Annotated in this window: 24 protein-coding genes; 17 read left to right on the forward strand and 7 right to left on the reverse strand. The window is 67.7% G+C overall.

The window, feature by feature from the left end; translation table 11 throughout:
• Positions 1 to 155: 155 nt before the first annotated feature.
• Positions 156 to 1,610 carry a chromosomal replication initiator protein DnaA gene (gene dnaA / locus ASF75_RS15020; RefSeq protein WP_017887816.1) on the reverse strand — a complete coding sequence of 485 codons (1,455 nt, stop codon included), beginning with the start codon at positions 1,608 to 1,610 and terminating at the stop codon, positions 156 to 158.
• Between the two features lie 514 nt (positions 1,611 to 2,124).
• Here dnaA and rpmH point away from each other — a divergent pair.
• The 9 genes from rpmH (at position 2,125) to ASF75_RS15065 (ending at position 7,769) form a co-directional block, all read left to right on the forward strand.
• A complete protein-coding gene (gene rpmH / locus ASF75_RS15025) occupies positions 2,125 to 2,262 on the forward strand; it encodes a 50S ribosomal protein L34 (RefSeq protein ID WP_022889115.1) in 138 nt (45 codons plus the stop codon).
• A gap of 48 nt (positions 2,263 to 2,310) precedes the next feature.
• Entirely contained in the window at positions 2,311 to 2,661 is a 351-nt protein-coding gene (rnpA, locus tag ASF75_RS15030; protein ID WP_017887818.1) for a ribonuclease P protein component, read from the forward strand.
• A complete protein-coding gene (gene yidD / locus ASF75_RS15035; RefSeq protein ID WP_017887819.1) occupies positions 2,658 to 3,038 on the forward strand; it encodes a membrane protein insertion efficiency factor YidD in 381 nt (126 codons plus the stop codon). The genes rnpA and yidD overlap by 4 nt, the downstream gene beginning before the upstream one ends.
• Positions 3,039 to 3,046: 8 nt before the next feature.
• A complete protein-coding gene (gene yidC / locus ASF75_RS15040; RefSeq protein WP_017887820.1) occupies positions 3,047 to 4,015 on the forward strand; it encodes a membrane protein insertase YidC in 969 nt (322 codons plus the stop codon).
• On the forward strand, positions 4,016 to 4,516 hold the full coding sequence (locus ASF75_RS15045) for a protein jag (RefSeq protein ID WP_056072701.1): 501 nt from the start codon (positions 4,016 to 4,018) through the stop codon (positions 4,514 to 4,516).
• Entirely contained in the window at positions 4,513 to 5,172 is a 660-nt protein-coding gene (gene rsmG / locus ASF75_RS15050; protein ID WP_042539979.1) for a 16S rRNA (guanine(527)-N(7))-methyltransferase RsmG, read from the forward strand. The genes ASF75_RS15045 and rsmG overlap by 4 nt, the downstream gene beginning before the upstream one ends.
• An 81-nt stretch (positions 5,173 to 5,253) precedes the next feature.
• A complete protein-coding gene (locus ASF75_RS15055) occupies positions 5,254 to 6,147 on the forward strand; it encodes a ParA family protein (RefSeq protein WP_017887823.1) in 894 nt (297 codons plus the stop codon).
• Entirely contained in the window at positions 6,147 to 7,115 is a 969-nt protein-coding gene (locus ASF75_RS15060; RefSeq protein WP_017887824.1) for a ParB/RepB/Spo0J family partition protein, read from the forward strand. The genes ASF75_RS15055 and ASF75_RS15060 overlap by 1 nt, the downstream gene beginning before the upstream one ends.
• A gap of 165 nt (positions 7,116 to 7,280) precedes the next feature.
• Positions 7,281 to 7,769 (forward strand): RES family NAD+ phosphorylase, encoded by a 489-nt coding sequence (locus ASF75_RS15065; RefSeq protein ID WP_056072741.1) that lies wholly within the window; start codon positions 7,281 to 7,283, stop codon positions 7,767 to 7,769.
• A gap of 111 nt (positions 7,770 to 7,880) precedes the next feature.
• Here ASF75_RS15065 and ASF75_RS15070 read toward each other — a convergent pair whose 3' ends face one another.
• The 5 genes from ASF75_RS15070 to ASF75_RS18175 form a co-directional block, all read right to left on the reverse strand.
• Entirely contained in the window at positions 7,881 to 8,843 is a 963-nt protein-coding gene (locus ASF75_RS15070) for a D-alanine--D-alanine ligase (protein WP_042539973.1), read from the reverse strand.
• Positions 8,844 to 8,903: 60 nt separating this feature from the next.
• On the reverse strand, positions 8,904 to 10,208 hold the full coding sequence (locus tag ASF75_RS15075) for a PLP-dependent aminotransferase family protein (protein WP_056072704.1): 1,305 nt from the start codon (positions 10,206 to 10,208) through the stop codon (positions 8,904 to 8,906).
• A gap of 150 nt (positions 10,209 to 10,358) precedes the next feature.
• A complete protein-coding gene (gene trxA, locus ASF75_RS15080; RefSeq protein ID WP_017887828.1) occupies positions 10,359 to 10,685 on the reverse strand; it encodes a thioredoxin in 327 nt (108 codons plus the stop codon).
• Positions 10,686 to 10,751: 66 nt separating this feature from the next.
• The gene (gene trxB, locus ASF75_RS15085; RefSeq protein WP_017887829.1) at positions 10,752 to 11,750 is read right to left on the reverse strand and encodes a thioredoxin-disulfide reductase; all 999 of its coding nucleotides are present in this window, start codon (positions 11,748 to 11,750) and stop codon (positions 10,752 to 10,754) included.
• Positions 11,751 to 11,844: 94 nt separating this feature from the next.
• Positions 11,845 to 15,978, reverse strand: coding sequence for a DUF6049 family protein (locus ASF75_RS18175; protein ID WP_235517704.1), 4,134 nt, complete (start codon positions 15,976 to 15,978; stop codon positions 11,845 to 11,847).
• Between the two features lie 127 nt (positions 15,979 to 16,105).
• Here ASF75_RS18175 and ASF75_RS15095 point away from each other — a divergent pair, with 127 nt between their 5' ends.
• From ASF75_RS15095 to ASF75_RS15125, 8 genes are all read left to right on the forward strand, one after another.
• Complete coding sequence (locus ASF75_RS15095) at positions 16,106 to 17,563, forward strand: CCA tRNA nucleotidyltransferase (RefSeq protein WP_040419842.1); 1,458 nt, start codon at positions 16,106 to 16,108, stop codon at positions 17,561 to 17,563.
• A 176-nt stretch (positions 17,564 to 17,739) separates the two neighbouring features.
• A complete protein-coding gene (gene rpsF / locus ASF75_RS15100) occupies positions 17,740 to 18,129 on the forward strand; it encodes a 30S ribosomal protein S6 (protein WP_056072707.1) in 390 nt (129 codons plus the stop codon).
• A gap of 3 nt (positions 18,130 to 18,132) precedes the next feature.
• Complete coding sequence (locus ASF75_RS15105) at positions 18,133 to 18,702, forward strand: single-stranded DNA-binding protein (RefSeq protein WP_017887833.1); 570 nt, start codon at positions 18,133 to 18,135, stop codon at positions 18,700 to 18,702.
• A 100-nt stretch (positions 18,703 to 18,802) separates the two neighbouring features.
• Positions 18,803 to 19,060, forward strand: a complete 258-nt coding sequence (gene rpsR, locus ASF75_RS15110) for a 30S ribosomal protein S18 (protein WP_017887834.1) — start codon at positions 18,803 to 18,805, stop codon at positions 19,058 to 19,060.
• Between the two features lie 14 nt (positions 19,061 to 19,074).
• Entirely contained in the window at positions 19,075 to 19,527 is a 453-nt protein-coding gene (gene rplI, locus ASF75_RS15115; protein ID WP_017887835.1) for a 50S ribosomal protein L9, read from the forward strand.
• Positions 19,528 to 20,095: 568 nt separating this feature from the next.
• Positions 20,096 to 21,460: a replicative DNA helicase gene (gene dnaB, locus ASF75_RS15120; RefSeq protein ID WP_031260130.1), complete on the forward strand. Its 1,365-nt coding sequence runs from the start codon at positions 20,096 to 20,098 to the stop codon at positions 21,458 to 21,460.
• Positions 21,461 to 21,886: 426 nt separating this feature from the next.
• Entirely contained in the window at positions 21,887 to 22,597 is a 711-nt protein-coding gene (locus ASF75_RS17785) for a hypothetical protein (RefSeq protein ID WP_156463915.1), read from the forward strand.
• 69 nt (positions 22,598 to 22,666) lie between these two features.
• The gene (locus tag ASF75_RS15125; protein ID WP_056072710.1) at positions 22,667 to 23,206 is read left to right on the forward strand and encodes a GNAT family N-acetyltransferase; all 540 of its coding nucleotides are present in this window, start codon (positions 22,667 to 22,669) and stop codon (positions 23,204 to 23,206) included.
• A 117-nt stretch (positions 23,207 to 23,323) separates the two neighbouring features.
• Here the strand turns inward: ASF75_RS15125 and ASF75_RS15130 are convergent, their stop codons facing one another.
• Positions 23,324 to 23,842, reverse strand: coding sequence for a GrpB family protein (locus tag ASF75_RS15130; protein ID WP_056072712.1), 519 nt, complete (start codon positions 23,840 to 23,842; stop codon positions 23,324 to 23,326).
• Positions 23,843 to 23,993 lie beyond the last annotated feature (151 nt).

Here is a 23,993-nt window from a genome sequence, read left to right on the forward strand (position 1 = left end):
TATCCACTTCCATCCCCAGTCTCCACAGGCGACCCCTCACCTGTGTACAACCGGGCGGCGTGTCCTCCACAGTTATCCACAGGCTATCCACACTGTGAGAACTCCGGCCCATGGAACCGTCTCAGATGGTGGATGGGTCCGGGAACCCGCCGATCTCAGCGGTAGCGGCGGTCCTGTTTGATGCGGCTGGTGAGCTCGGTGACCTGGTTGTAGATCGACCGACGCTCCTTCATCAGCTCGGTGATCTTCTTGTTCGCGTACATGACCGTGGTGTGGTCGCGGTTGCCGAACAGTTGCCCGATCTTGGGCAGGGACAGGCTCGTCAGCTCACGGCACAGGTACATCGCGATCTGTCGTGCCGTGGCGATCGCCTGGGAGCGGGACGAGCCGTAGAGGTCGTCGACGGAGAGCTTGAAGTACTCCGCGGTGTGGTTGATGATGTCCGTCGGCGCGACGACGTTGTCCTCGTCGAGGGTGATCAGGTCCTTGAGCACCGTCTGCACCAGCGCCATGTCGACGGCCGTCCGGTTCAGGCTCGCGAACGCGGTGACCCGGATCAGGGTGCCCTCGAGCTCGCGGATGTTGCTCGACACCTTCGACGCCATGAACTCGAGGATGTCGTCGGGCACCTGCAGATGGTCGGACTGCGCCTTCTTGCGGAGGATCGCGATGCGCGTCTCGAGCTCGGGCGCCTGGACGTCGGTGATCAGACCCCACTCGAAGCGCGACCGCATCCGGTCCTCGAACCCGGTCAGGTGCTTCGGCGCCACGTCCGACGTGATGACGACCTGCTTGTTGTGGTCGTGCAGCGTGTTGAAGGTGTGGAAGAAGGCCTCCTGGGTGGAGTCCTTCCCCTGCAGGAACTGGATGTCGTCGATCAGCAGGATGTCGATGTCGCGGTAGCGCTGCTGGAACTGGTTCGACCGGTTGTTCGCGATCGAGTTGATGAAGTCGTTGGTGAACTCCTCGCTCGACACGTAGCGGACGCGGATCCCCGGGTAGAGGCTCTCGGCGTAGTGCCCGATGGCGTGGAGCAGGTGGGTCTTGCCCAGTCCGGAGTCCCCGTAGATGAAGAGGGGGTTGTAGGCCTTGGCCGGTGCCTCGGCGACGGCGACGGCTGCGGCGTGGGCGAACCGGTTCGACGAGCCGATGACGAAGTTGTCGAAGTTGTACTTCGGGTTGAGCCGCGACTCCGGGCGCCCGCTGGTGCCGGGAGAGTCGATCTGGCTCGGGACGAACGGCGCCTCGATGTACTGACGCGGCGCGGCACTCTGCTCGACGGCTTCCTGCACGGGTTCGGCGTACTCCGGCACGTTGGGGTCCACCCGCGGCTCCGACGCCATGTCCGGGTTGACCGTGATCGCGAAGTTCGCGACCGAGTCGTCGCCGATGCGTGCGACGGCCTCGGTGATCGGGATGCGGATTCGCTGCTCGAGCATGCCGCGGGTCAGGTCGTTCGGGACCTCGAGGTACAGGGTGCCGGCGAGCACGCCCTTCGGCTCGACCAGGTTCAGGAACCCGTGGAGCTGCGGCGTGATGCGGGGGTCCTCGGCGAGGATTCGGAGTACGGATGACCAGAGGTCCTCGACGGGGTCGGCCGGCATCGTCATGTCGCGCTCGTCTCCAGGGGTCGTGTCGTGCGTTCGCTGCCGGACGAGAGTGCGTCCCGCGGGGTCGGACATGCCGTGGCGTCCTCGGCGACCGCACTCGGGACAGGGTCGTCTCCGGCGGATCGTCGGTGGCTCCGGAAAGTTCTCCGAAGCCTCGTTGCCACGGAGGTTCCCACAGGGTTGTCCACAGTGTTGTCCACGACCGCTCCGAGTCGTCCGACAGGAGTACTTCCCTGTCGTACCGGGCCTTCGAGGCGATCGATCACACCACTGTAAAGGACCGGACCGAGTCCCACCGAACGGAAGTTGTCCCCAATGTGGAGAATGGGCTCGAGCGACACCAGCCACGGGTGTGACGGCACCACCTGTCCGCGCGGGGTTTGACCTGCCCGCCGCTGTCACGTACCGTTAACCAGTTGACTGCGGCCCTTTGGTCGCGCCCATCTGCGTCGTCCGCACCCGGACGACTACACATACGTGACGGCTCGCCGCGAGCAGCCGTGTGGAGAACATCATGAGCAAGCGCACCTTCCAGCCGAACAACCGTCGCCGCGCCAAGAAGCACGGCTTCCGCCTCCGCATGCGGACGCGTGCCGGCCGCGCCATCCTGTCGGCGCGTCGCGCCAAGGGCCGCACCGAGCTCTCGGCCTGATCAGGCTCATCCGCCTGATCCGGTCCTCGGTCTGACCCCGGCGTCGCAGTGTTGGCCAGCGCCAACCGCATCGTGCGCGGGGACGACTACCGGAACGTCGTGCGTCGTGGTCGCAAGAGCGCCACGGCGCACGTCGTCGTGTCCGTGGTCCGCCAACCGGCCGACCGCGACGGACCGACACGCTTCGGCTTCATCGTCGCGAAGACGGTGGGCAACGCCGTGACCCGGAACCTGATCAGGCGGCGGCTCAAGGCGATCGCGCACGACCTGCTCGTCGAGTGCCCAGAAGGGTTCGACGTGGTGGTCCGTGTACTGCCAGCCGCATCGCAGGCCGGATGGCCTACCCTGCTCGAAGACGTCACGCGCTCCTTCGCGCGCGGGGTGGAGAAGGCAGCATGAACCGCACTCTGTGGACCCGGCTGGCCTGGGTCATCGCGTTGCTCCCACGCAACGCGTGCGTCGTCGTGCTCCGGGCCTACCGTGCGGTGATCTCCCCGCTGTACGGCAACGTCTGCCGCTACCACCCGTCGTGCTCCCGGTACGCCCTCGACGCGATCCAGCAGTACGGCGTCGTGCGCGGATCCGCCATGGGCGCCTGGCGCATCGCCCGCTGCAACCCCTGGGCTGCCGGCGGCATCGACGACGTCAAGGAACGTCGTCACCCGTTCGTCGTCAACCGGTTCGGGTTCGTCCTCGCGCCGATCCCGCAGCAGCCGCACCCCGCGGTCGGAACGGCCCGGCCGGTCCTGCTCCCCCAGCGCACTCGAAAGGCGTAGCCGTCCCCATGGACATCATCGGAACGATCCTCTGGCCGCTCAAATGGGTGGTCTCGGCCATCCTCGTCGGCTTCCACTGGATCTTCGAGAGCATCGGGATGGACCCGAGCGCGGGCATCACGTGGGTGCTCTCGATCATCTTCCTGACGTTCGTCGTCCGCGCCGCGTTGATCCCGATCTTCGTCCGGCAGATCAAGTCGCAGCGTCGCATGCTCGAGGTCGCGCCGCAGCTGAAGAAGATCCAGGACAAGTACAAGGGCAAGAAGGACCAGTTCTCGCGCGAGGCCATGAGCCGCGAGACGATGGCGCTCTACAAGGAGACCGGGACCAACCCGCTCAGCTCCTGCCTGCCGCTGCTCCTGCAGATGCCGATCTTCTTCTCGCTGTACTCCGTGCTGCACGAAGCGCAGATCAACAAGACCGGCATCGGCCTGCTGACGAACGACCTCGCGGCCTCGTTCGGCAACGCGGCGCTGTTCGGCGCTCCGCTGCACGAGACGTTCACGAACGCCTCCGGCTGGGAGGTCCGCGCGATCGCCGGCTTCATGATCGTCGTCATGACCGCGTCGCAGTTCATCACGCAGCTGCAGCTCGTCGCCAAGAACATGTCGCCGGAGACCAAGGAGTCTCCGATGTACCGCCAGCAGAAGATGATGCTGTACATCCTCCCGCTGGTCTTCGTGATCTCGGGCCTCAGCTTCCCCCTCGGCGTCATGTTCTACTGGCTCGCCTCGAACCTCTGGACGATGGCGCAGCAGTACTTCGTCATCCGCAGCATGCCGACCCCGGGTTCCGAAGCTGCTCTGGCTCGTGAAGCCCGCCTGGCCAAGAAGGCCCAGCGTCGCGGGACCGCCACTCCGGTCCTCGCCGAGGCCGGCGCCGGCGTCGGCGCGACGGAGATCGAGCCCGTGCGCGTCACCACCCAGCGTCAGCAGCCGGTCGGCAAGCAGCGCCAGAAGAAGAACGGGAAGAAGTAAGTGACCGAGCAGGACACCGCGGCCGCCGTCGATACGACGGACACCGAGACCGAAGACGTCCGCGACGAAGCGGACATCGCAGCGGACTACATCGAGGAACTCCTCGACATCTGTGATCTCGATGGCGACATCGAGATCGAGGAACGCGGCGGTCGCGTGTACCTGTCGGTCACCGACGACGGAGAGGCACTTCGTGTCCTCTCGAAGCCCGACACGGTGACCGCACTGCAGGAACTCACTCGCATCGCGGTGCAGGCGGAGACCGGCGAGTTCAGCCGACTCATCCTCGACGTCGGCGGCTCGCGCGACGCCCGTGCCGAGGAACTCCAGCGTCTCGTCGACACCGCGGTCGAGCGGATCGAAGCCGGTTCGTCGACGGCAGCACTCCCCCCGATGTCGTCGTACGAGCGCAAGCTCGTCCACGACCTGGTCGCTGAGAAGGGCTTCCACTCGGAGTCCGAGGGTGAGGGTCGGGACCGCCACACGGTCGTCACCCGATGACGGACGAGCCAGTGGCACCCACGGCCGCACCGGTGCTCGAAACCGAGCCTGCTGCCGCCGTGACGCTGTTCGGCGACCAGATCGAGGTGGCGCGGTCGTTCACGGACGAGCTGGCGCGACGAGGTGAGGAGCTGGGCCTGATCGGCCCGCTCGAGCTCCCCCGGCTGTGGACTCGACACATCCTCAATTCTGCGTTGCTGGCGCCCCTCCTGGAGGCGCGTGGCCGGGTTGCGGACGTCGGTTCCGGCGCAGGACTGCCGGGCCTCGTGCTCGCCATCGCCCGCCCCGACGTCGAGTTCGTGCTCATCGAGCCGATGGAGCGCCGGACGGATTGGCTCCGCGGTGAGGCCGACCGCCTCGGCCTGCAGAACGTGACGGTGCTCCGTGGCCGTGCAGAGGACGTCGCTGACGAAGTGGTCGTTGACCAGGTCACCGCTCGGGCCGTCAGCGCGCTCTCGAAGCTGATCCCCCTGACCGTGCCCTTGGTTCGGTCCGGTGGCCAGCTCATCCTGATGAAGGGTGCGCGTGTCGACGAGGAGATCGAGAAGGCCCGCAAGGTGATCCTCCGGAAGCGCCTCTCCGACGTCGAGGTGCTCGAGCTCGGAGACGGTGTGGTCGACGAGACCACTCGCGTCTTCCGGGCTACAGTTGACTGACGCTGCGGCTCGGGCCGGGTCATCCGGCCGCCAGTGGCTCCGCGTTCCACGTGAAACATCGAACCGGGGAAGAGGCACTCGTTGAGTTCATCGACCGACTACGACGCGTCGACACCGCTCGCTCGCGAGATCGCCGACCTCAACCGTCGCCGCCGCGCGATTGCGACGCAGCAGTTCCCGCTGCCTGCTGAGACGCGGATCATCACGGTCTCGAACCAGAAGGGTGGCGTCGGCAAGACGACATCGACGGTCAACCTCGCAGCGGGACTCGCCCACGGTGGCGCTCGAGTGCTCGTGATCGACCTCGACCCGCAGGGCAATGCGTCGACCGCACTCGGCGTCGATCACCAGGCCGAGGTCGCGAGCATCTACGACGTCATCGTCGATGAGGCACCGATGGCCGACACTGTCCAGGCCTCCCCCGAGTCGGACACGCTCTGGTGTGTGCCGGCAACGATCCACCTCGCCGGTGCAGAGATCGAGCTCGTCTCCCTCGTTGCACGTGAGCAGCGCCTGCGGACCGCGCTCGACATGTACCTGCAATCGCTCGACGAGCCGTACCACTACGTCTTCATCGACTGCCCGCCGTCGCTCGGTCTGCTGACGATCAACGCGTTCGTCGCGGCACAAGAGGTCCTGATCCCGATCCAGTGCGAGTACTACGCGCTCGAAGGGCTGAGCCAGCTCCTGCGGAACATCGAGCTGATCGAGCGCCACCTCAATCCGAACCTCCGGGTGTCCACGATCCTCCTCACGATGTACGACAGCCGCACGAACTTGGCGAACCAGGTGGCGAACGACGTCCGGGAGCACTTCGGTGACCAGGTACTCAAGGCGATGATCCCCCGCTCCGTCCGAGTGAGCGAGGCACCCAGCTACGGGCAGAGCGTCGTCGCGTACGACGTGAACTCCACCGGGTCGCTGTCCTACCTGGAAGCGGCCGCCGAGATCGCAGCACGAGGAGCAAAGCACTGATGGCACCGAAGCGAACCGGGCTCGGCCGAGGCATCGGCGCCCTGATCCCCACAGCGACGGACCAGCAGGACCGTCCCGTGGATGTGTTCTTCCCGACCGGCGGCTCCCCCGCCTCCGCGCCGACGGCGGACGATCTCGTGGCAGTGCCGGGCGCCCGTCTGGCGAACCTCAACCCGCTCGACGTGATCCCCAACGCGCAGCAGCCGCGGAAGGAGTTCCGCGAAGAGGAGCTCCAGGAGCTCGTTCACTCCATCCGCGAGATCGGCGTGCTACAGCCCATCGTCGTGCGTCCCATCGCCGGCGCGACGGGGACGGACCCGCAGTACGAGCTCATCATGGGTGAGCGTCGTCTGCGGGCCACCAAAGAACTCGGGCTGAGCACGATCCCTGCGATCGTGAAGGACACCCCTGACGACGCGATGCTCCGGGATGCATTGCTCGAGAACCTCCACCGGGCACAGCTCAACCCCCTCGAAGAAGCGTCTGCCTACCAGCAGCTCCTCGCGGACTTCGGCATCACGCAGGAGCAGCTCGGTCAGCGCATCGGACGGTCTCGACCGCAGATCACCAACACCATTCGGCTCCTGCGCCTCCCCTCCCCCGTCCAGCGCCGAGTCGCCGCAGGTGTCCTCTCTGCCGGGCACGCCCGTGCCATCCTCGCTGCGCCGGACGCAGAGGCGATGGAGTACCTGGCAGAGAAGATCGTCAACGAAGACCTCTCGGTCCGGGCGGCTGAGGCGATCGCGCAGCAACTCGCCTCGAAGACCCCGCAGACGAAGCCGAAGTCCGAGCCGTCGAAACGTCAGGCGCACTTCGACGACCTCGCAGAGCGGCTCGGTGACCGGTTGAACACCCGGGTGAAGATCGCGGTCGGCGCCCGGAAGAGCTCGGTCACCATCGACTTCGCGAACGGTGACGATCTCAACCGGATCCTCGCCGAGCTCGGCGTGCGGGACCTCGAGAGCTGAAGCAGGCCTCACGCGGCGCTGTGGGGCGCTGTGAGCCTCTGGGACGCCCGAGCCGGGGTTCCACGGACGCGCGACTCCTGCGGCACGCTCTGGCGGCAACGCAGCGCTCCGCACGATGCTGCGCCGTTGGCGGACGCGATCGGCCTCAGCTGAGATGGTGGTGTGGTGACCACCAGCGGCTCGCCCTTCACGCCAGCGATCCGGGGAACGTTCTTCCGCGCCGTGGATCCGAGGTTCCGAGAGTTCGCGATCGCGGGATCGCGCTCCGTGGGCCGGTATTCCAGGGCCGATGAGCCGACGTTGTACCTCAGTGCGTCGGTCGAAGGAGTCGAAGCTGCGATGGTCGCGCACAGGGACGTCCGTGCGGAGACGTTGGAGATCGTCGCGATCGATGTCGACGCTGCACGAATCGTCGACCTGCGTGATCCAGGCACGCTCGATTCGATCGGCATCGACCTGCAGGACGCTGTTGCTCCATGGCAGGACATCGCCGCCGCCGGTGGGACGCCCGGGTCGTGGCAGGTGCGCGATCGCTTGCTCGAGATCGGCGCCGACGGACTCATCGATCCGTCTCGGACGAGCCCCGGCCTGTGGCACTTGGTGCTGTTCCGGTGGAACGAGGACGACGCGCCAACCGTTGTGATCCGTCGATGAGATCGGCCGGACGAGCAGTGCGACGTTCCACGTGGAACATCGAAGCCCGTCAATCACGCCAGCGTGGTCCCGAGCGCGCGGTGTTCCACGTGGAACATCGCGCGACACTGATCAGGCGCGGTGGTCCCGGATGGCCTGCTCGGCGAGCTCGGCGTAGGTCCAACCGAGGTCGAAGCCCGACGCCGAGAGCGCTTGCGGCAGCAAAGACGTCTCCGTGAGCCCGGGGAGTACGTTGGCCTCGAGGAACCACGGTGTTCCGGCGCCGTCGATGATCAGGTCAACGCGCGACAGGTGACGGAGTCCCAAGGCCGTGTGCGCGGCGACTGCTGCCGCTTCCGCTGCTGCTGCGAACTCCTCTGACAGCCGCGCCGGCGTGTAGAAGGTCGTCTCCCCCGCGTTGTAGCGAGCCTCGAAGCCGTAGATACCGTTGCGGGGCACGATCTCGACGGCGGAGAGGGCGACCGGGCCGTCGCCGGTGTCGATGATCCCCACGGCCACCTCGGTCCCGCGGATGAGCTGCTCGACCACGACGTCGTCGCAGTACGTGTAGGCAGTGACCATGGCGCGTGGCAGGTCGTTGACGTCGTCGACGAGGGTCACGCCCTGGGCGCTCCCGCCACGTGCGGGCTTCACGGCGAGTGGCACCGGGTGCTCGGTGGCGATCGACTCGAGGACGCCGACAGCGCCGAGCTCACGGAAGACGTCGTGGGACAGCGTCACCGAACGAGGGGTCCGGACGCCGGCGCGGGCGACCAGTGCGGACGCCGTGGGCTTGTCCCATGCCAGCCGAGCCGAGGTCGAACGCGAGCCGACGAACGGGATGTCCACGGCCTCCAGGATGCCCCGCAGGGCCCCGTCTTCACCGGAGGCGCCGTGCAGTGCCGGCCACACGACGTCCGGGCGGGACTCCGCGAGGGCGGGCAACAGGAGCGCGTCGGCGTCGCGGAGATCGACCTGCCAGCCGTAGCCGGTCAGTGAGTCGGCGACCCGCCGACCGGATCGCAGGGAGACGTCCCGCTCGTGCGAGATGCCTCCGGCGACGACGACGACGTGACGACGGGTGAGCTCGGCCATGCGGGGTCCTCCGGTGTGGAACTGCGGTGCTGTGCGATCAGCGTCGCGCAAAAGTGCTGATCAGGAGATGTTCGGCGGCGGCGCGCTGACGGATGACGTCGCTCGGACCACCGTGTTGGGGCGCGTGGTCGGCCCGAAGGTCTCGATGAGTTCGAGCTCGTCGTTGACGACGTTCGCCAACCGCTTGACGCCGACGCGGATCTGCTCCGGCGTCGGGTAGCAGAACGACAGGCGGATGTGTCCACCGCCACGTCCGTCGGCGTAGAACGCCGTCCCCGGTGTGTAGGCGACGAGCTCCTTGACGGCACGCGGCAGCATGCTCTTGGAGTCGAGCGACTCCGGCAGCGTCAGCCAGACGAAGAAACCACCGTTCGGCTTGGTCCAGGACAGGTCGGGCAGGAACTCCCCCAGCGCGGACAGCATGGCGTCACGTCGCTCGGCGTAGATGCCCCGGAAGGTGTCGACCTGACCCTTCCAGTCCGCGGCGTCGAGGTAGGCGTTCACGACGTACTGGCCGAAGGAGTTGGGCGCGAGGACGGCCGACTCGTTGGCGAGCACGAGCTTCTCGCGGATCGCGTGCGGCGCGAGTGCCCAGCCGACGCGGAACCCGGGCGCGAGCGTCTTGGAGAAGGAGCCGAGGTACACGACGCCCTCTTCGTCGATCGAGCGGATGGCCTGGGGTGCCGGCTCGTCGAACCAGAGGAGTCCGTAGGGGTTGTCCTCGAGCACGAGGATGTTGTTCGACCGGCAGATGTCGAGCACCTCGATGCGTCGCTCTCGGCTCATCGTGACGCCGGCCGGGTTGTGGAAGTTCGGGATCGTGTAGAGGAACTTGATGCGCTTGCCCTGGGTGCGGAGGTTCGCGATCGCCTCACGCAGCGCCTCGGGGACCAACCCGAGCGCGTCGGTCGTCACGTGCACCGTCTCGGCCTGGTACGACCGGAAGACACCGATCGCACCGACGTAGGACGGCGACTCGGCGAGCACGACGTCGCCCGGATCGATGAACAGCCGCGTGACGAGGTCGAGCGCGTGCTGTGAGCCCGTGGTGACCACGACGTCCTCGGCGCTGGCACGGATGCCCTCGAGGCTCATGACGTCCACGATGTGCTCGCGGAGGGAACGCAGGCCCTGTCCCCCGCCGTACTGGAGCGCCATGGCGGCGTGCTCGTTCATGACACGGTCCAGAGAGCCCGTGACGAGCTCCCTGGGGAGCGCGGAGACGAACGGCATGCCGCCGGCCAGCGAGACGACTTCGGGGCGCGAGGCGACGGCGAACAGGGCTCGGACCTCGGAGGCGCTCAGCCCGGCGGTGCGCTGGGCGTAGGAGTCGTACCAGGGGTCGAGGCTGTTGCCGTTCGTCATCGAGTGCTCCGTTCAGTGGGACATTCCCGCCACACTACGACATCGGCCCGGGGAACCCGGGTTCCGCGACGGGGCCGATCGGCATCCGGTGGCTCCGGACGAGAACGGCCCCGCTCTCCGGGGAGAGCGGGGCCGTTCGTGCGGGGCGACCTACGCGAGGAACTCGGCGAGGTCGGCCTCGAGCGCGGGCTTCGGCTTGGCGCCGATGACGGTCTTGACGACCTCGCCACCCTTGAAGACCTTCATCGCCGGGATCGACGTGATCTGGTAGTTCATGGCCGACTGGGGGTTGTCGTCCACGTTGAGCTTCACGATCTCGATCTTGCCGGCGTGCTCTTCGGCGATCTGGTCGAGGATCGGCGAGACGGCGCGACACGGGCCACACCACTCGGCCCAGAAGTCGACGAGGATCGTCTTGTCGGACTTGAGGACCTCGTCCGAGAAGGTGGCGTCGGTGACAGCCTTGGCGTTGGACATGTGTGCTCCTTCGAGAAGTCGTTCAGGGGGTACAACGGCGATGCCGTCGTGGTATTCCGAGACTGCTCAGGCCCGGGAGGCGATGACGTCGACCATGGCGGGTTCGGTCGGACCGACACCCTCGGCCTCGTTCGTCAGTTCGTCGTCGAGCTCGGCGAGGTACTTCTCGGCGTCGAGCGCGGCGACCGTACCCGAACCGGCGGCCGTGATGGCCTGGCGGTAGGTCGGGTCGATGACGTCACCGGCGGCGAAGACACCCGGCAGGTTGGTCTTCGACGAGCGGCCCTGGACAGCGATCGTGCCCTCGGGCGCGATGTCGATCTGGCCGTGGATCAGGTGCGTGCGCGGGTCGTTGCCGATCGCGATGAACAGGCCGTCCAGTGCGAGCTCGGACTCCTCACCCGTCACGGTGTCCGTGAGGGTGACGCCCTCGACCGCGGAGTCACCCGTGATGCCGGTGACCGCCTTGTTCCACGCGAACTCGATCTTCGGGTCGTTCATCGCGCGGTCCTGCATGATCTTCGACGCACGCAGCGAGTCCTTGCGGTGGATGACCGTCACCTTGTCGGCGAAGCGGGTGAGGAACGTCGCCTCTTCCATCGCGGAGTCGCCACCGCCGACGACAGCGATGTTCTTCTGGCGGAAGAAGAAGCCGTCGCAGGTCGCGCACCACGAGACACCGTGGCCGGACAGGCGCTCTTCGTCGGGGAGACCGAGGTGGCGGTACGCCGAGCCGGTGGCGTAGATGACCGCGAGGGCCTCGTACGTCTCGCCCGAGCCGACGGTGACCTTCTTGACCTTGCCGGTCAGGTCGACGGAGACGGCGTCGTCGTACAGGACCTCGGCACCGAACTTCTCGGCCTGCTCCTGCATCTTGATCATGAGGTCGGGGCCCTGGATCCCCTCGGGGAAGCCGGGGAAGTTCTCGACCTCGGTCGTCTTGGTGAGTTCACCGCCCGTCTCGACACTGGAGGCGACGATGAGCGGCTTGAGCTCTGCGCGCGCTGCGTAGATGCCGGCGGTGAACCCGGCCGGACCGGAACCGATGATGATGAGCTGGCGCATGCCTGATTGCCCTTCCGTTGCGTCTGACCGGGTCAACCCATCGTACCGGCGTGGCATTCCGCACGGCCCGTGAGCGTGCGGTGACCGGCTGGGATCAGCGGCCGAGCTTGCTGCGGAGCATCCGGACGGCGTTGCCGATCTCGCCGTTCTTCGCGACGACCAGGGCTCCGAAGTACACGGCGACCATCGCGGCGCCGGTGAGGACGATCGTGATGAGGGCCCCGGTGCGGTCGGACATCGCGAACCCGGACTCCGAGAAGGCACCGAAGAAGTTCACGACGAGGAGCCCGACGACGCCGGAGATCAGCGCCGCGATGACGAACTGGACGTGCGACCGGGTGATCACCGGCCCCTCGATGTGCCCCAGCCGCTTGCGGACGACCACGAGCGCGACGATCGTCTGCGCCGATCCGGCGATCGTGGTGCAGGCGGCGACACCGATGCCGATGACCGAGGTCGGGAACGTCGAGACCGCCAGGGCCCCGATGACGAAGAGCACCGACTGGATGCACTGCATGAGGAACGGGGTGCGGTGGTCGTGCATCGCCCAGAAGACGCGCTGGATGACGAACAGCATGCTGAACAGGACGAGACCCGGCATGTAGGCGACGAGCACGGCACCGACCTGCAGGGCGCTCTCGAACGTGCCCTCGTACAGGCGGCCGAACGGGACCGCGACGACGATCAGTGCCACCGAGGCGAAGACGGTGAACAGCCCGACGATGCGCAGGGACAGCGACAGGTTGCGGCGGACCGCGTCGAGGTCACCGCGCTCGGCGTCGTGGCTCATCCGGGTGAAGTACGCCGTCGCGATGGACACCGTGATGATCGAGTGCGGGAGCATGAAGATCAGCCAGGCGTTTCCGAGCACGGCGTTGCCCGGACCGTCGTCCCGTCCGAGCCACGCGACCTGCGACTGCACGATGCCGGCGATCTGGGTGACGAGGATCATCGCGAAGAGCCAGCCGGCAGCGGTCCCCGTGGACTTGAGGCCCACGCCGCGCCACCGGAAGTCGGGGCGGAACGACAGGCCGGCGCGCTTCCAGAAGAACGGCAGGAACGCTGCCTGGGCGAAGACACCGAGCGATGCGCTGCCGGCCAGGAGTGCGATCTTCGCCGGCGTCCACTGGTCGAGCTGGCTGCCGCTGGTGCCGTACAGGGCGATGAACACGACGAGGCCGCCGATGGCGATGACGTTGTTGAGCAGCGGCGCCCACGTGAACGGCCCGAAGACCTGCTTCGCGTTGAGGACCTCGCCGAGCAGCGAGTACATCGCGTAGAAGAGGATCTGCGGCAGGCACCAGAACGCGAAGGCGACGGCGAGGTCGGTCGCCTCGGGCCCGGAGCCGACCGATGAGCTCGTGTAGAACCGGACCAGCAACGGTGCGAACACCGTCGCCACGATCGCGATGACGACGAACACGGATCCACCGAGCGTCACGATCTTGTTGACGTACGCCTGGCCGCCGTCCGTGCCGGTCTTCATCGCGCGGACGATCTGCGGGATGAGCACGGCGGACAGCAGACCGCCGGCGATGAGCGCGTAGATGTTGTTCGGCAGCTGGTTCGCGACCGCGAAGGCGTTGGCCGAGGGGCTCGCGTTCTGCCCGATCGCGTACGCGAGCACGAACGTCTTCGCGAAGCCGAGGATCCGGCTCACCATCGTGCCCGCTGCGAGCATCGCGCTCGCCCGGCCGAGACTGCGCTCGGCGACCGGCTCGGCGTCGACGTCGGGCTGGGGCTGGCTGGCGCTGATGGTCGGCTCCTCGGCGTCGCGGTCGTCCGCGACGGTGGTGCGTGCGCCGTCGGACGGGAGGCGCGGCTCGGCCCCGGCGCGCGCGATGGCGTCCTGCAGGGGGCCGTGGTCCACCGCCGCGGCCGGCGCCGTGGTCGACGTGGCGGCCGGCGTTCCTGCGGCCGCAGCGGCCGTGGACGCGGCCACGCTGGGTGCGGTTGCTGCTCCGGAGGGGTGATCCGTGCCTCCGGGCCGGGTCGTCGTCGCCTGCGCGCCCCCGACCGTCGGCTGGACCGCCAGGGGGCGGTTCGGGTCGTCGTCGTCCTCGTCGTCGAGTTCGCCGTTGCGGCGCCGGATGCGCTTGCGGATGCTGCGGAAGATGCCGAAGCCGAAGATGCCGATCAGGGCGATCGCAGCGACCGCGGTGATGACGGTCTCCCACTGCGCCTGCACGTTGAGCTCGACCGTGGCGGGCTGGGCGACGGCGACACCGGTCGGACTCGAGAGCGACATCGTCAGCTCGACCGTGCCGTTCGCGACCGACTGCACCGGGACGGTGGCACGGGTGGAGGAGTCCGGCTGGATCTCGACGACGATGTCGTTCCGGACGACCCGGAGCGCCGAGTTGGACGGCTGCACGGACAGGTGCACCGTGACCGGGTAGTCGGAGCTGTTCCGGATGGACACCGGCAGCGACGACCGGTCGCCGAGCAGGGTGAGACTGCTCGAGTCGACGATGCCGACCTCGGTCGTGCTCTTCGCCCACGCGGCCGCTCGGGCCTCCACCGCGGCTGCGAGACCCTGGTCGTCATCGCGCCAGGCGTTCGAGGCGAGGGCGAGCAGGCGGAGCCGTGCCGGGGCCGTCAGCTGGTTCGGGTCGCCGAGGATCGTCGCGAACGCGGTGAGGCCCTGCTCCCCCCGCACGAGCTTCTGGAGCTGGTCGATGCGGGAATCGCCGGTGGACGCGCTGGCGAGCGTCAGCGACCCGGGTGTGGCGTCCGAGGCGGTGGAGAGGTCGGCGGGAGCGACCCACGGGGTGCCCTCGAGCGCGTCCAGCGCCTGGCTGAGCCGCGTGGAGTCGGACGGCCACTCGCGACCCAGGGTGAGCAGGATCGGGCCCGTCGCCGAGCCTTCACGGGCCGAGGTGGCCAGGGTCGCGGTGAGCTCGGACATCGTCGACGACCAGCTCTGGCGGTCGGGGGCGGTCGCTGCGCGGCGGAGCATCGACGACATCGACTGGTCGGAGACGAGCACGTGGTCGCCGCCGATCTTCTCGGACGCGGCGATCGTGGTGTCCGCGCCGGCCGAGGTGTTGCCGCTCGAGACGATGGTGGTCTTGGTACCGGCTCGCCGGAGTGCGGGGAGGTCGTCGGAGGACACCGTGCCGTCGGTCGGCCAGGCGATCGGGTCCATCGAGTAGGGGAAGTCGAGCAGGGACTCCGTGGTGGGCAGGGTCTCCTGCGCCTGGTCGGTACCCGGGTCGGTCGTGGCGTCGTCCGGGGCCTGGGCGGGCGCCGGTGACGAGGTCTGCCCCGGGGTGGCGCTCGGCGTCGGCGCCGGGGTCTCGGCGCCGGGGAAGTTCTCGGCCTTGACGGACTCGTCGAGGGAGATCGGCGACAGGATGCCGTCGGACCCGGCCTGCCGGAGCCCGGTCACGTCCGCGTCGGCGTAGGGCAACGCGAAGGTCTCGTTGCGCATGGCCTGCAGGCGTTGGAGCCAGCTGACCGCGCTCGAGGGGGCGTTCTCGCCGAGGATCCGGATCGAGGCGATGATCCGGGGGTCGACGGCCACGGCGACGTTGTGGTCTTCGGCCGCGTCGAGCTGCTGCGTGAGGGTGCCGTCCACCGAGGTCGCGGCGGCCAGCACGGCAGCGCTGAGGATGCCGTCGGTGGACTTCGGCACCGTGACGGGCATCGCGACGGACACGCTGACCGGAGCCTGCTCGAAGTCCGGGTACCAGGTGATCGCGGACCGGTCGACGGCGAAGGCGTCACCCGCCGTGTACTCCGCCGCGATGCGCCGGGCACCGAACGACGAGTACCCGCCGAGTGCCACGTTGCCGGAGACGATGTCGACCGAGTCGATCGTGACCGAACGGTGCGCCGGGACCGCCGGGATGTCCACAGAGTCCATCGGGGCGCCGAGGTAACCGGTTGTGGTGGTGTCGTTGAGCCAGCTCGCCAGGACGTCCCGGGTGCTCACCGAGCGGAAGATGTCGAACTCCGCGGTGCCCGCCGGCAGGGCTGCGTCGGTGTCGTTCGTGACGGTGACCGACAGGGTGAGGTCCTGGTCGCGCTGGACGATCCCCCGGTTCGCGGGGGCGATCGAGATGGTCGCCTTCCCCGCGTCGGCGGCGGCCGGGTCGGCGACGTGGCTCTTCGGTGCGGAGACCGTGGCGGCCGAGGCGTGGTCGGTGGTGACGGGCGCGACGACCAGGCCGAGCGCGACGAGGGTCGACGCGGCTGCGGCGAGCGTGGTGCGGAGCATCTGCATACGGGGAGCGGGCCACGGGGTCGGTTCGGGCCGAGCACGAGTGTATGAGGCGCGACCATGAACAGGACCCGTGCGCGCGCGGCTTGTGGAGAACTCGGGGCCTCGATCTGGGAGGATGAGCACCGTCATGCAGTCCGTTGCCCAGGCCGTCGAACGACTCGACGCACTCGCCACCACCGAGCCCGTCGACCTCCTCGCTCGGGCCTTCGCCGACGCCGGACACGAACTCGCCCTGGTCGGCGGGCCCGTCCGTGACGCGTTCCTCGGCCGTCCGGTGACCGACCTCGACTTCACGACCGACGCCCGGCCCGACGACATCCTGCGGATCGTCGAACCCATCGCGAGCGCCACGTGGGACGTCGGCCGCCAGTTCGGCACCATCGCCGCACGGGTCGCCGGCGAGCAGGTCGAGATCACCACGTACCGCAGCGACGTCTACGACGGCGAGACCCGCAAGCCCGAGGTCGCGTTCGGCGACACCATCGAGGACGACCTGCTCCGTCGCGACTTCACGGTGAACGCCATGGCGCTGCGGCTGCCGGCCCGCGAACTCGTCGACGTGCACGGCGGTGTCGAGGACCTGCTCGCCGCCCGGCTCCGGACGCCGCAGACCGCGGTCGTCTCGTTCCGCGACGACCCCCTGCGGATGATGCGCGCGGCCCGGTTCACGTCCCAGCTCGGGTTCACCGTCGACGACGACGTGCGCGCCGCGATGCAGGAGCTCGTCGCGTCGATCGACATCGTGTCCGCCGAGCGCGTGCGCGACGAGCTCGTCAAGCTCCTCAACACCAGCGACCCCGTCCCCGGCATCCGGCTGCTCGTCGACACCGGCCTCGCCGAGCGGTTCCTGCCGGAGCTGCCCGAGATGCGGCTCGAGGTCGACGAGCACCACCACCACAAGGACGTCTACGAGCACTCGCTCACCGTGCTCGAGCAGGCCATCGGGTACGAGGCCGAGCGGCACGCCGGCGATCCCCCGGACACCGTGCTCCGGCTCGCGGCGCTGCTGCACGACATCGGCAAGCCCGCGACGCGCAAGCTCGAGCCCGGCGGCGCCGTGAGCTTCCACCACCACGACCTGGTCGGCTCGAAGATGGCGAAGAAGCGACTCCGTGCGCTCCGCTTCGACAACGACACCATCGCCGCGGTGTCCCGGCTGATCGAGCTGCACCTGCGCTTCTTCGGGTACACCGAGGGCGCCTGGACCGACTCGGCCGTCCGCCGCTACGTCCGCGACGCCGGGGACCAGCTCGAGCGACTGCACGAGCTCACCCGCTCGGACGTGACCACCCGCAACCGCCGCAAGGCCGACCGGCTGGCGTTCGCGTACGACGACCTGGAGGAACGCATCCGGGTGCTGTCGGAACAAGAGGAACTCGAGTCGATCCGTCCGGACCTGACCGGTGACGACATCATGCGCATCCTCGACATCCCGCCGGGGCGTGCCGTGGGCGAGGCCTACCGGTTCCTGCTCGAGGCCCGGATGGACGAAGGACCCCTCGGCGAGGAGACCGCCGAGGAGCGCCTGCGCGCGTGGTGGGCCGCCCGGGGCGAGACCGGCGGCACCGGCGCCACCGGCGCCTGAGACGCGACCGCCTGACGGGCGGAACCGTTCTCCACAGGCCGGTGGCGCGCCTCCAGGCAGTCCGGTAGGCTACGCAGGTTGCCCCTCGCGCACCTGCGTGGTCTGGGGCACATGCATCAACCCTCCTGCCCCGGGAACCGCCCGGGGCCGCTGAGACCAGAGGAGGTGGGTTCCGCATGCACCAGTACGAACTGATGGCGATCCTCGACCCCGAGATCGATGAGCGCACCGTCGCTCCCAGCCTGGACAAGTTCCTGGCCGTGATCCGCAACGCGGGTGGCACCGTCGACAACGTGGACGTCTGGGGCCGTCGCCGGCTCGCGTACGAGATCGCGAAGAAGTCCGAGGGCATCTACGCCGTCGTCGACTTCACGTCGTCGCCCGAGGCCGCCAAGGAGCTCGACCGTCAGCTCGGTCTCTCCGAGGCCGTGCTCCGCACGAAGGTCCTCCGCGCTGAAGAGGGCATCGCGCAGGTCGCCGCCCAGAAGCAGCGTGACGAGGCACGGGCGGCCCGCAAGGCCGCCAACGCCTCCCAGGCCGCAACCGCGACCGCGAGCGCCGAGTAACCCGTGGCCGGCGAAACCGTCATCACGGTGGTGGGCAACCTCACCGCGGACCCCGAGCTGCGCTACACGCAGAACGGGCTCGCCGTGGCGAACTTCACCATCGCGTCGACCCCTCGCACGTTCGACCGTCAGGCGAACGAGTGGAAGGACGGCGACGCGCTGTTCCTCCGTGCGAGTGTGTGGCGCGAGTTCGCCGAGCACGTGGCGGGGTCGCTGACCAAGGGCTCGCGCGTCATCGCGCAGGGTCGTCTGCGTCAGCGTTCCTACCAGGACCGTGAGGGCCAGCAGCGCACGAGCATCGAGCTCGAGGTCGACGAGATCGGCCCGTCGCTCCGCTACGCGACCGCACAGATCACCCGCGCAGCGGGTGGCAGTGGCGGCGGTCGTGGCCAGGTCGGCGGCGGCGGCAACGCCCCCGCGGGCAACGGCGGCGGCAACTGGAACAACAACGGTGGCGCTCAGTCGGACGCGCCCTGGTCTCCCCAGGGCGGCCAGCAGGGTGGCGGCAACGCACAGTCGAACGACGTGTGGAGCACCCCCGGCGGCAACTTCGACGACGAGACCCCGTTCTGATCGGAGCACGCAGCGCCGCCTGACAGCGGCAACTGCGAGTTCCGGACTGACCCTCCCGGTTCCGACGGACACACAACTTTTCTTCTAAGGACAAATCACTATGGCTGGAAAGAGCACCGGCGACCGCCGGAAGCCTCGCGGCAAGGGCGGCAAGAACGCTGCTCCCGCGAAGTCGATCAAGGTCGGCGTCATCGACTACAAGGACGTTGCGACCCTTCGCAAGTTCATCTCGGAGCGTGGAAAGATCCGCGCCCGTCGCATCACCGGCGTCTCCGTCCAGGAGCAGCGCCTCATCGCCCGTGCCGTGAAGAACGCCCGTGAGATGGCGCTCCTCCCCTACGCCGGCTCCGGCCGCTGATCGGAGGTCGACACATGTCGAAGCTCATCCTCACCCACGAGGTCTCCGGCCTCGGTTCCGCTGGTGACGTCGTCGACGTCAAGAACGGCTACGCCCGCAACTACCTCATCCCCCAGGGCTTCGCTGTCGCGTGGTCCAAGGGCGGCGAGAAGCAGGTCGAGTCGATCCGTGCCGCGCGTACCGCGCGCGAGCTCGCCACCATCGAAGAGGCACAGGACCTCAAGATGAAGCTCGAGAACGCGACCATCACCCTGTCGGTCAAGGCCGGCAAGGACGGTCGTCTGTTCGGTTCCGTCCGTCCGGGCGACGTCGCTGACGCCGTCCAGGCGCAGGGCGTCGGCTCGCTCGACAAGCGCAAGGTCGAGGTCCCCGCGACCATCAAGACCGTCGGTGACCACGAGGCCACGGTGCGCCTGCGCGAGGACATCACTGCCGTGATCTCGCTCCAGGTCGTCGCTGCCAAGTAGCACTGACGTTCCGCTCCACGACGGGCGGGTCTCCTCCGGGAGGCCCGCCCGTCGTTGCGTTCCAGGGGCGGTCGCGCGGCTTGTCGTACGGCTGTCGCCGAGACGGTCACCGGCCTGGAGGCGCGGGTCGACTCGGCTGGCAGGTTACGTTGCATGCGGGGTCAGGCTGGCTGGGAGCGGGCCGAGAACTCTTCCCACAGGAGGGGTGCTTGTCAAGTCGTTTTACACAGTGGAAACGTGTCAAATCGGAACCTTCAAGGGGTAGTTGAACCCCACTTTTCCACACACCGTGTGCAACACAAAAGCCCAGGTCAAGCGGTCGAAAGTGTGTTCGTACGGGCCTTTTTCCACAGGCTCCTCCACAGTTGTCCACACAGCAGTCCGGCGTGTTCCGCAGCCTCTCCACAGAGTTATCCACAGGGCCGTTTGTTGGGGATAACTCTCGGGCCGTACCTTGGGCCAGCGACTCGGGGATGTCGGTCGCCGGGGGTAGAAACAGGGGTGCGGGTTCCGGCCGGTGGGTGCTGTCCCGCCGGTTCCGGTCCGTGTCGTCAACAGAGGAGAGCGTGTGTCGATCGCACATCTTGAGCCCGCACCGCAGGACTACGCGGAGCGCGGCATGGAACGCACCCCGCCGCACGACATGCTCGCGGAGCAGTCGACCATCGGCGGCATGCTCCTGTCGAAGGACGCCGTCGCCGACGTCATCGAGACCGCACGCGGCGTGGACTTCTACGTCCCCAAGCACGAGGTCATCTTCGACGCGATCCTGTCGCTCTACTCGCACGGTGAACCCACCGACGTCATCGCCGTCACCGACGAGCTGACCAAGACCGGCCTGCTGTCCCGCGCCGGCGGCGCCGAGTACCTGCACAGCGTCACGAGCATGGTGCCGACCGCCGCGAACGCCGGCTACTACGCCGGCATCGTCGCCGAGAAGGCCGTGCTCCGTCGGCTGGTCGACGCCGGCACCCGCATCGTCCAGATGGGCTACGCGTCGGAAGGTGAGGTCACCGACCTCGTCAACAGCGCCCAGGCCGAGGTCTACAACGTCGCCGGTGGTGTGCAGACCGAGGACTACGTCCCGCTGACCGACGCCATCTCCGCCGCCCTCGACGAGATCGAGGCCGCCAAGGGCCGCGACGGCCAGATGACCGGCGTGCCGACCGGGTTCGCGCAGCTCGACGGCCTGACCAACGGCTTCCACCCCGGACAGCTCATCATCGTCGCCGCCCGCCCTGCGCTGGGCAAGTCGACGCTCGCCCTCGACCTGTGCCGCGCCGCCGCGATCAAGCACGACCAGACCGCCGCGTTCTTCTCGCTCGAGATGGGCCGCGCCGAGATCGCCATGCGTCTGCTCTCCGCCGAGACCAGCGTGCCGCTGCAGAACATGCGCAAGGGCACCGTGGACTCCCGCGACTGGACCACCATCGCGCAGACCCGCGGTCGCATCAACGACGCCCCGTTCTTCATCGACGACTCCCCCAACATGACGCTCGTCGAGATCCGCGCCAAGTGCCGTCGACTCAAGCAGCAGCACAACCTGAAGCTCGTGGTCATCGACTACCTGCAGCTGATGACCTCGGGCAAGAAGGTCGAGAGCCGCCAGCAAGAGGTCTCCGAGTTCTCGCGTGCCCTGAAGCTGATGGCCAAGGAGCTCCAGGTGCCCGTCATCGCCCTGTCGCAGCTGAACCGTGGGCCCGAGCAGCGTGCCGACAAGAAGCCCGCGATCTCCGACCTGCGTGAGTCCGGCTCCATCGAGCAGGACGCCGACATGGTCATCCTGCTGCACCGTGAGTCGGCGTACGAGAAGGACAACCCACGTCAGGGTGAGGCGGACCTGATCGTGGCGAAGCACCGTAACGGGCCGACGGACACCATCACCGTGGCGTTCCACGGGATGTTCTCGCGGTTCGTCGACATGCCGCAGTAGGAGCCTGTCGCCGCGCACACAACTTGTCTCCTTCGCGTACAACTTGTCGCCGGAGCGCGTTCCTCGGTGCTGCCTCAGTCAGGGTCGTCAGGAGCAGCGTGCCGTGCGCGCTAGGTTGTTGTCGCGTGGACATGGGGTTCTGCGGGGTCGTGCTCGAGCGGGACGCGCAGCGATCTGGCCTCCGCGCTGGCGTCACCCGACTGGAAGTGCCGCGCCCTTCCGCGGGCGCGTGAACGGTGTTGCGTTTAGCGCCCCTTCACCGGGCATTTTCGCGGGACAGTCATGCGGGAATCCCCAGGTCAGACAAGACACGGGGAAGTTGTCGTGGTTGTCGCCGCCAGCGGTGTGCCGGTGGACGACCGGCTATCGGGACTGATCCTGGTGTCCAGAAGCCGGTTGCCGAGGGGACAGCCATACCCTGCTCACATGGCCAATCGTCCGAATGCACAAGTGCTACGAGCGATGCATCTGGCAAGCGAGATATCGACGGCCACCGAACAACTCGCCCTTGGGCTTAATCAAGCAGCAAGCCCCTCATGGCAAGCGCGCCAACCCGGTGCTGTCTTCACTCAGCTCTCGCAGGGCGTCGAGCGCGTTCTGAAGGTGACTTACCTGCTCGGCGAGGAGAGCTCTGGGCGTCAAGTTGACCCGAAGTTTGGAGCCGGGCCCGGAGGGCACGCGATCAGCGAACTGGACGGTCGGGTCTTCGCTTCTCTTGCTGCTGCGTCCAAGTCCGCCGTTCCGTACTTACGAGAGCTCGTCGCGGAAACGTTGGACGACTCTTACTGGCGTGATGTGCTCGCTGCGTTGGACGCCTGGGCCGCGACTTCAGGCCGCTACCGGGACTTGGACGCGCTGCGCGGAAAGACTGCCCAAGTAGATCCGGCATGGGTGCCTTGGGAAGAGGCGGAACGCCGAGCCATAACCGAAGGCGGCGGCTGGACAACGCTGTCGGAGGAGACGCTGAAGGCGAGTCGACTCCGCGTCGTGCAGAGTGTCATGCGCTGGTGGCACACCCTCTATCGGTGTTGGCAGCACGGTCTCGTAGGAGCGGATGGGAGAACCTTTGCTAGCGAACTGAGTCCGCAGAATCTCCACCTCGATACGACAGTCGCCGGGCTGGTCGCCGGCCGTTAGGCCCTCGCTGTTTAATCCGTCTGTTGGGCGACCGGTCTCCGGGACGCTGCTCATCGCTACCGTGGCTGCATGGCCCAGCTGTTCCTGATCCGCACCACCACCGAGGATGACTGGGAGCGGGTTCGCGAGCTTCGCATCGAGAATGCGACCGACAATCCGATCTCATACGGGGCCAGCCTGGAGTACACGCTCCACATGACGGAGAGCGACTGGCGGCTGCGCGCGAAGCGCGGGGACGGCCCCGACTCGACAAGCGTGGCCGCGATCGAGCGCACATCAGGACGCTGGGTGGGAATGATGAGCGCCAAGCACGGTGATGTCGACGGGATGGCCCCGGTACTCACCGGGGTGTACGTCAGCCCCGACTTCCGAGGCCGTCGTCATGGCATCGCAGACGCGCTCCTGAAAAACGTCGTTGACTGGGCTGCCAGACGCGGCCCAACTCTGCGGCTGTACGTCTACGAGCACGCGGTACCAGCGATGCGCTTCTACTCGCGGCAAGGCTTCCATCCCACCGGCCGATACCGTCCCCTACAGCTCCTCGGCGACCGCCGTCCCGGCAATCAGACGATGCGGCTGCTTGAAATGAGTCGCGCACTGCAGCCCTGACGACGATCGGCGCCCTCAAAGTCGATTGATTACCGGGCAGGGCAACGCGCGTCCGGTCGCGTTCGTTGAGCCACCGGCTCACGGGCACGTTCTGCCGCCCGCCCGCCGGACACACCGCTACTTGTCGTAGACCGGTACGGAAGGAAGACCTCGGTCAGCTCGGGCACGATCAACGATGGACTGGATGACTGCCTTCTTGGCTGCGTTATACGAAGCTCCGGGCTGCTGAGCTCCCTCTACGGCAGCAACTTTCGCCGCCTCGTAACGCCTCATGTCCTTGGGGTGGCTGAGGAGCCAATCCCGCAAGATGCGCTGGTTGTTGTGCTCCCAGTCGTCTGCCGTGAAGAAGTGTGCGATACGAAGTCGTCGCCCGTCGCGCTCGAAGACCATCACGGGATGGGAACGCACGCTGCTTCCAAGTTCCCATCCGCCAGCTTCCAAGCGCTGGCGGTGGGCGTCGAAATCTGCGCCGTCGCAGACCCGGACTGCGAGATCGATGATTGGCTTCGCGGCCAGACCAGGAACTGACGTCGAGCCGATGTGCTCGACGAGCCAAACGCTGTTCCCCAGCTTCTGGATCTCCTCAGCGGCAGCTTCGAACTGGTCGGGCCAGGACGGATCGTACGGAACGAGCACAGTTCGCACTCTAGATCCCGCTGCTGTCGAGCCGCTGCCCGGCCGCCGATCGGCAAGCGAGACGAACGACGGTGGTTGGCGATCGCACCAGCGAGAGGAGCTAGTGGCCGATACGCTCCGACCATGAGCCTCATGACTTCCTGGGCTGTGT

Origin of the sequence: Curtobacterium sp. Leaf154 (assembly GCF_001424595.1) — a bacterium.
GTDB lineage: Bacteria > Actinomycetota > Actinomycetes > Actinomycetales > Microbacteriaceae > Curtobacterium > Curtobacterium poinsettiae.

What these genes read in the sequence shown, in the direction of transcription:
- rpmH (WP_022889115.1), top strand. Translation starts at nt 2,125, where the DNA reads ATGAGCAAGCGCACCTTCCAGCCGAACAACCGTCGCCGCGCCAAGAAG.
- ASF75_RS15070 (WP_042539973.1), bottom strand. Translation starts at nt 8,843, where the DNA reads ATGGCCGAGCTCACCCGTCGTCACGTCGTCGTCGTCGCCGGAGGCATC.
- yidC (WP_017887820.1), top strand. Translation starts at nt 3,047, where the DNA reads ATGGACATCATCGGAACGATCCTCTGGCCGCTCAAATGGGTGGTCTCG.
- ASF75_RS15095 (WP_040419842.1), top strand. Translation starts at nt 16,106, where the DNA reads ATGCAGTCCGTTGCCCAGGCCGTCGAACGACTCGACGCACTCGCCACC.
- rsmG (WP_042539979.1), top strand. Translation starts at nt 4,513, where the DNA reads ATGACGGACGAGCCAGTGGCACCCACGGCCGCACCGGTGCTCGAAACC.
- ASF75_RS18175 (WP_235517704.1), bottom strand. Translation starts at nt 15,978, where the DNA reads ATGCAGATGCTCCGCACCACGCTCGCCGCAGCCGCGTCGACCCTCGTC.
- dnaA (WP_017887816.1), bottom strand. Translation starts at nt 1,610, where the DNA reads ATGACGATGCCGGCCGACCCCGTCGAGGACCTCTGGTCATCCGTACTC.
- rplI (WP_017887835.1), top strand. Translation starts at nt 19,075, where the DNA reads ATGTCGAAGCTCATCCTCACCCACGAGGTCTCCGGCCTCGGTTCCGCT.
- rpsR (WP_017887834.1), top strand. Translation starts at nt 18,803, where the DNA reads ATGGCTGGAAAGAGCACCGGCGACCGCCGGAAGCCTCGCGGCAAGGGC.
- ASF75_RS15125 (WP_056072710.1), top strand. Translation starts at nt 22,667, where the DNA reads ATGGCCCAGCTGTTCCTGATCCGCACCACCACCGAGGATGACTGGGAG.
- trxA (WP_017887828.1), bottom strand. Translation starts at nt 10,685, where the DNA reads ATGTCCAACGCCAAGGCTGTCACCGACGCCACCTTCTCGGACGAGGTC.
- yidD (WP_017887819.1), top strand. Translation starts at nt 2,658, where the DNA reads ATGAACCGCACTCTGTGGACCCGGCTGGCCTGGGTCATCGCGTTGCTC.
- ASF75_RS15075 (WP_056072704.1), bottom strand. Translation starts at nt 10,208, where the DNA reads ATGACGAACGGCAACAGCCTCGACCCCTGGTACGACTCCTACGCCCAG.
- rpsF (WP_056072707.1), top strand. Translation starts at nt 17,740, where the DNA reads ATGCACCAGTACGAACTGATGGCGATCCTCGACCCCGAGATCGATGAG.
- ASF75_RS15060 (WP_017887824.1), top strand. Translation starts at nt 6,147, where the DNA reads ATGGCACCGAAGCGAACCGGGCTCGGCCGAGGCATCGGCGCCCTGATC.
- trxB (WP_017887829.1), bottom strand. Translation starts at nt 11,750, where the DNA reads ATGCGCCAGCTCATCATCATCGGTTCCGGTCCGGCCGGGTTCACCGCC.
- ASF75_RS17785 (WP_156463915.1), top strand. Translation starts at nt 21,887, where the DNA reads ATGGCCAATCGTCCGAATGCACAAGTGCTACGAGCGATGCATCTGGCA.